General features: G+C 57.4%; 9 protein-coding genes and 1 pseudogene. 5 read left to right on the top strand and 5 right to left on the bottom strand.

Going from position 1 to position 6,132, the window contains the following annotated elements; translation table 11 throughout:
* Both HZZ16_RS36770 and HZZ16_RS38535 read left to right on the top strand, forming a co-directional pair.
* The coding region (locus HZZ16_RS36770) for an integrase core domain-containing protein (protein WP_197955725.1) at positions 1–280 on the top strand (280 nt) is incomplete at its 5' end.
* Positions 281–322: 42 nt separating this feature from the next.
* Entirely contained in the window at positions 323–616 is a 294-nt protein-coding gene (locus HZZ16_RS38535) for a helix-turn-helix domain-containing protein (RefSeq protein WP_376707618.1), read from the top strand.
* A gap of 105 nt (positions 617–721) precedes the next feature.
* Here the strand turns inward: HZZ16_RS38535 and HZZ16_RS38635 are convergent, their stop codons facing one another.
* From HZZ16_RS38635 to HZZ16_RS38530, 3 genes and pseudogenes are all read right to left on the bottom strand, one after another.
* Positions 722–1,072: a ubiquitination-like system serine protease family protein gene (locus tag HZZ16_RS38635; protein ID WP_283815918.1), complete on the bottom strand. Its 351-nt coding sequence runs from the start codon at positions 1,070–1,072 to the stop codon at positions 722–724.
* Positions 1,073–1,181: 109 nt separating this feature from the next.
* Positions 1,182–1,661 carry a hypothetical protein gene (locus HZZ16_RS36760; RefSeq protein ID WP_246510695.1) on the bottom strand — a complete coding sequence of 160 codons (480 nt, stop codon included), beginning with the start codon at positions 1,659–1,661 and terminating at the stop codon, positions 1,182–1,184.
* A gap of 17 nt (positions 1,662–1,678) precedes the next feature.
* Positions 1,679–1,831: pseudogene (locus HZZ16_RS38530) on the bottom strand (ThiF family adenylyltransferase); the annotation flags it as partial.
* Between the two features lie 72 nt (positions 1,832–1,903).
* On the opposite strand from HZZ16_RS38530, the gene HZZ16_RS36755 reads away from it, so the two are divergent.
* The 3 genes from HZZ16_RS36755 (at position 1,904) to HZZ16_RS36745 (ending at position 4,091) form a co-directional block, all read left to right on the top strand.
* Positions 1,904–2,386, top strand: a complete 483-nt coding sequence (locus HZZ16_RS36755) for a hypothetical protein (RefSeq protein WP_197955730.1) — start codon at positions 1,904–1,906, stop codon at positions 2,384–2,386.
* 488 nt (positions 2,387–2,874) lie between these two features.
* Positions 2,875–3,135, top strand: coding sequence for a hypothetical protein (locus HZZ16_RS36750; protein WP_197955729.1), 261 nt, complete (start codon positions 2,875–2,877; stop codon positions 3,133–3,135).
* A 179-nt stretch (positions 3,136–3,314) separates the two neighbouring features.
* Complete coding sequence (locus tag HZZ16_RS36745; RefSeq protein ID WP_197955728.1) at positions 3,315–4,091, top strand: hypothetical protein; 777 nt, start codon at positions 3,315–3,317, stop codon at positions 4,089–4,091.
* Between the two features lie 13 nt (positions 4,092–4,104).
* Here HZZ16_RS36745 and HZZ16_RS36740 read toward each other — a convergent pair whose 3' ends face one another.
* Positions 4,105–5,772 (bottom strand): hypothetical protein, encoded by a 1,668-nt coding sequence (locus tag HZZ16_RS36740; RefSeq protein WP_197955727.1) that lies wholly within the window; start codon positions 5,770–5,772, stop codon positions 4,105–4,107.
* Between the two features lie 80 nt (positions 5,773–5,852).
* On the bottom strand, positions 5,853–6,132 hold a 280-nt coding region (locus HZZ16_RS36735), incomplete at its 5' end, for an integrase core domain-containing protein (protein ID WP_197955725.1).

Here is a 6,132-nt window from a genome sequence, read left to right as displayed (position 1 = left end):
CGAAAGCTTCAACGGTCGGCTCCGGGATGAATTGCTGAACGAGACGCTGTTCACGTCGCTGGCTCAGACCCGCGTCGCGCTCGGATGCTGGCGCGCCGATTATAACTACACACGACCGCACTCACAGCTCGGATGGAAGACGCCCTCCGAGTTCGCCTTCACCTGCCACCCGCGCCGGGATCTGGCGCTGCGCTATGCCGATGGCTCCGCGCCAGCTCCCGTCGCTACCACCGCCCAACTGGGCAAATCCAATGGCTTGAGCGAACTCAGAACTGGATAAAATCTGGGGGCAAGGTCACCGGCAAGAGCCGGCAACGGAGGCGTGGCGCCCCACCACGCAGGCGACGCCGATGTGGCCGAGATCCGGCAGATCCATCGCGAGAGTGGCCAGCGCTATGGCAGTCCTCGAGTCCACGCCGCCCTGCGGGGCGGGAGAGCGCATTTGGCATCAGCGCCAAGTCGAAAATATCCTCCTCGACTCCTTCGCGCTAGCGCTTGGGCCTTAGAGAAATCAGGCAAAAAACCGAACAGAATCAGCGCTCTATGTGTACACGTCTCGAACTTCGCTAAGGCCTATCGGGCATTCTGCATAGCACCGCCTGCCGAGGGCCGTTAGATTTTGCAACGTTTCCGCCGCGAAGGTCTATCCCAACTGTCACCTTGATTTTGAGGCTATGCATGCCAATTCCTATCTGTCGTGCTTTCCCGTTAACAGAGGCCCCTAGCTGACCCACTCGATCTTTCCACGCCTGAGAAAGAAATGGCAGCCGCACCCTTCTTTCCTCCAAACGGAGGGTGTTAGAGAGCCGGTGCCATCCGGGTGCTCTTGTAAGGTCCAGCATGGATGTGCTCCCGGCAAAAGGTTCATGGACAACGTTCGTCCACACCCTTCGGGGCACCGCATTGCCGCCTCCCATGCTTGGGGGCCGTTGCCGATGACATACAAAACGTCACCAGCAAGGGCTTCCGGGCGATCGGCGACGCGAAGGATGCAGTACCGCTTGGCAGGCCAAAGCCGGTCTTGCAGCCAATAGCAAATGCGCAATAGGAACGTCAGAATAGCTTCACTCATGAGCTCAGCTCCGGCAGATCGAGCAGAGGCGCTGTGTCGCCTCTGCCGACGTAGCGCTGCAAGACCTTGCAGGCCTGCCCCTCAGCATCATGGTAGAATCCCATTTGCGTTAAGCTAAGCGTCGTCGTGGCGTAACGGTGATTGGGACGTCGCGGAAGCGATAGAGACGTGCGAATAGTTCCATTACGCCCAGCGGCGCAATCGACATGTTGAGCGCCATGACTGCTGGTTGGGCTTCGGCAACACCGTGAATGTAGCGCTCCTTGCGAAGCTGCTCATAGCGCTCCCTATCATTGCGACGCATTGCATCGGCTTGAGCTTCTTCGTAGCTGAATACAACACGACTTGCGAGGCTCGATCCATCAGGCCGCAAGTAACGCACCGCTCCGCATACTTGTTCGATGAACCCCGACGGTTCGGCGTCAATGCGAACGCCGAGATCAATGTATGGGAGCAGATAGAATGCCGCCAAACGATTGATCGCCGAGCAGCCAGACAGAGAATCCATGCAGCCAAAAGCAAAATCACAGGATGACGCCGCACGCACGGCCTGCGGCGTCGCGATTTCCGCTGCGATAGTTTCGACCACGGTACCGAATTGAAGGCGCGAATAGCGCGAGCAGTCACATCGACTTTGAGTTCGCCAATGTCTGCCGGAAACGAATTCAGGATGCGTCCGAGATTCTTTGCCTCGATCCGATCAGGCTCAATCAACACGATCCGACCGAACCCATGCCGCGCCAGCAATTCCGCTACAATGCTGCGGGACCGAGGTGAAAAGCTCTGTTTCGAGAACGACGCGACGAAAGAGAAAGCGGAGTTGATGCTCGTATGAGTTCAGTTGTTGCAACCATTCCTCTCATCGTCCGGGCTACCGATGCGCCGGTTGATGCAGAGTTACGCCATCCGATCGAGCCCTCGAACATCGCTCATTGGGAAACGCGATGGCGTCCAGTGGTTGAGGCAACTGTCGCTCGATTGAAGGCCGCTAATGTGCCGCGACAGGACTGGCCCCAGGACATTCACTGGGACTGGAAGAAGAAAGCGACCGCCATGCGCGGCCTATTGAGCTTCAAGACTTTCTGCATCGAATGCGAAGGTACGACCCAAGGCATCTGCGCCCTGAACGTTTCCAGGCGTGCTCTGCTGAAAGCGCAGGCCGGTCAACACCTAGTGTACGTCGAATACTTAGAGACCGCGCCATGGAATCGAAGAGAGCATCAGGCAGACCCGCGTTTTCCGCGGCGTTGGCAGCGCTCATCATCGCAGCCGTCGCGCTGCCTCCGAGTTCGTTGTGCGACGCAGCAGATATAGCGGCATGGCGCAGCGCGCTTACAAATTTCAAACTTGCTAATAGAAAGTCATTCGCATTCTCCATACGCGGATATGCGTCGGCCTCATCGAACGAGATTTGATTAGCCCGTACCCGCCGAAGCCCGCGAAGAGACTCTTGGCGCTGATGTCTAATGTGTCACTCGCCGGAGGCATTCGTTTGAGGGGCTGCCGCTTCGTGGCACCGCTATCACTGCCCCTCCAACGGGTGCCTTGTTAACCGGTCTCGCGACTGCACTCGCTTTCGGTCCCCGCCGTCATTTCATGCCGGCGTCGCTATCACTGTCCGAAATCGGGTGCCATTTTCAGTGGGCCTCCGCTGCGCTCCGGCACTATGCGCGCTACAAGGCCGGCGACGGCGAGCAACAGGCCTCACACCTTGAAAACCGTCATTGACGGTGCTGCATTAATGCGTGCGATGATTCCCCTTTTCGTACTTTGGTTGTGAACGCAAACCAACGAGGTTTCAAATGAGCATCGCCCACAGCTTAGCGGTTGTCTTTGCTATTGCAGGTTTAGGCACGGCCGTTGCCGCGGCCTTTTATTGGTTGAAGGCAAGTCGGATTCCCATTCACCATCCGGCCGCTTCAATTTCGGACGTACCTGAGCTGCACATCATGAGCGGGCAAGTCGCCTTCTACGAGTCCTCGCAGTTGAACAGCCGTGCCGCAGTGCTCACGGGGATTGCCGCGGTACTCAGTGCCATCGGCTCGGTACTTGGCGTTCTCTAAAAGACGAATATCAAGGATTCATAGGACGGACGGTGATGCGCCTAGGCAAAACGAATGGAGATTTGTCTGCATCAATGCCGCAAGCACTACAAGAATTGCTAGAGCCAGCTCGGCAACTAGCAAAAGACGACAGTGTCTGGAGAGGACACTGTTTTGTTTGGAAGAAACCCGGAAGCTGGGTGCCGCAACTCACCGCATGGCTCAGTCCTCGGCTACGTGCCGGTGGCCTAGAGAAGCTGAAACCTCGCCAATTTCGTGATTTGTGCTGGGATGACTCTGATTGGTCCCGTGTCCTCGACAAATGCGTCACAGCCGATGTCGAATACCACACCAGTAAGTTGGCCGAGGCTATTGAACCTGCAACGATCCGTGCCTATCACGGCTGCCGAACCGACGATGCGGGCATCTATCAGCGGGAAGGTTTGCGCACGCACGACCGTGCGGAAATGATTGCACGGCTGCAGGCCGTGGTCGATGCTCGTCCCGAGCTCAAATATTTCAAGGACCGGCTTCCAGACGCGATTGCCGCTATCGAGAATACACTCGACATCGGCGCCCTATATGTAGTCGCAGACGATCAATCGTTGATCAAGCACGCAGCACACTATCTCATCTATGGTAGCGAATGGATTTCTGCGGTTCTCGGCCACTCTTATCGGCACGTTTTGAAGACGACGGGTGTGCCGACATTGCTTGAGATTGACTTACCGTTGCGTATGGGCAGCCTCGCCACACGCAAGGAGCTCGCCACCAAAATGCTTCGCGAATGGGCGCGGCTGGCATGCAACCGGCCGGACTGGTCCGCGCCGATTGATTTTACCTTTACGTTGCGGACGAACGTACCGTCGGACTGGCTCGTCGGTCACTCCCATCCGGGAGAGTTGGTCGATCCCTTGGAGCATTACAGCACGTACCGCACACCGAAGCCGGAATGCGCGCACTGCCGGGCGTCTTGACAGGCAGTCCGAACTAATCCTCAAACCGGCTGTCACGTTCCCGGCTCTCTGCGGCTTCGTTTCTGCGCTCCTTAGCAATCCATTCCTGGAAGTCGGACTTGGCCTTGTTGAGACCATCGGCTATTTGCGGACCGTGGCCGGCCGGAAGCTGCTCAAGCAGCTTCAAGCGGCCTTCGAGCTGCGTCGCAAGCGAACCACTCCAACTCCACGGGCGCAAACGCCGCACGATCTCTTTCAAGATAGCATGTGGATCGGGAGCCTTGGTGAGCAACTTCGATGCCAAGGGAAGCCACTCATGTGGTTCATTATTTGCGGGCCGCTTGAACAAGCCCGCCGATGCCGCCATGAGAGGATAGCGGACCGCCGGATCAACATCACACCACCCAAGAAGAACATCATCGGGCACGACACCTACTGGATTCTTGCGAAAGCGCTGAAAATCGACGAAAGCCTGCACGGCTTTTGCCCGCGCCTTTTCATCGCCCGAAAAGGCTTCATCGAGCACTACGCTCGGATGAACGTGAAGCAGGCCCATTACAAGATCATCCTGGGCATATGCGTGGATGTCATAGCGGCCGACAGCAATCATCAATTTCCGGACAATGCGCCGAACGATCGGGATTCCTTCTTCCCCTGCCAGCGAAACCTTCACGATACTTCCCAGCTCGCGATCTTCCCGATCCGAGCGAGCATCCTTTGCGTGAAACTCGAAGGCATCTAGAAGAACACGCCCCGCCTCGGCTGCCTCTGGCACTGGTTCCTTCTTGTCCATTCCGTTTGCAAACAAACGCATCGACAGGATTTCAAGAGCGACCGTCAGGCCTCCGGGCTTCTTCGCAATGGCAAGGAGAAGGTCACGAAACTCGGGCCCCGGGATGTCGTCGCTCGCGAGACCATGAGCGAGTGCGAAATATTGAGTGATGTCGGCTTTGCCGAGCTCGAGGGCCAGATGCAGGCGCTTAAGGCCGTTTTTATCCACTACGATCCGCGCTTGAAGGTGTGGAAAATACACCCCAACTGACGGGTGCTCAACGGCCTCGTCCAGCATCTTGTCAGCCAACACGGCATCCAGCTTTTGTAGACCGAGCAGGAAGCCGCCCATGAGACCTGTGTCGGGCTTATCCGATGCCGAGAATTCAGTTTTGAGGGCATGCCAAATCTCATAAGGCTTTTCAGTGCTGCTTCCGAGGCCGACGCCAAACAAAGGGACGCGAGAACCGCCGCGCACGAGGCTCAGAAGTAGGGTTTTGAAAGCCTCGTCGTCGTTCGCCACATCCCTTCCTAGACTCTCGACCGTCTGGTTCATGCGCACCATTGCGCCCTCGTAGTCGTCGTTTTCTACCTCATCGAGATCATCCAGGTCGACGCTGCGTCCTGATCCCAGAACCACACCCTTCACCTTATCGACGAGATCCTTGGGACGCAGAGATTCTTCCAGTGCCGTCAGCCGCTTGCGTATGTCAGCGGGCATGTGTTCGCCATCATAAATTCGTGTCTGACGCACGGCTATCCAACCTTCGCGCCAGAATCCCTTGCTAGCGATTTGGTTCGCTAGCCCTTCCAAAGCGTCCACTTGGCCAGCGTTGGACCAGAGACCCCGGAATTCATGAGCAATAGCTTTGCAAACACCGGACGCAACGGGCCCGTCGGATATCGCAAGGGGCGAGATCAGATGCAGCACCGCGCCATACCATTCCTGCACATCCTTGCCGGTTGGCGGATAATACCCGTAGTCACGCGAGCTGACCTTGCCCCCAGATTTTATCCAGTTCTGAGTTCGCTCAAGCCATTGGATTTGCCCAGTTGGGCGGTGGTAGCGACGGGAGCTGGCGCGGAGCCATCGGCATAGCGCAGCGCCAGATCCCGGCGCGGGTGGCAGGTGAAGGCGAACTCGGAGGGCGTCTTCCATCCGAGCTGTGAGTGCGGTCGTGTGTAGTTATAATCGGCGCGCCAGCATCCGAGCGCGACGCGGGTCTGAGCCAGCGACGTGAACAGCGTCTCGTTCAGCAATTCATCCCGGAGCCGACCGTTGAAGCTTTCG

Origin of the sequence: Bradyrhizobium glycinis, assembly GCF_016031655.1 — a bacterium.
GTDB classification, from domain to species: Bacteria; Pseudomonadota; Alphaproteobacteria; order Rhizobiales; family Xanthobacteraceae; genus Bradyrhizobium; species Bradyrhizobium glycinis.
Note: the sequence above shows the minus strand (reverse complement) of the source record. Positions and strands in the feature narration are given on the sequence as shown.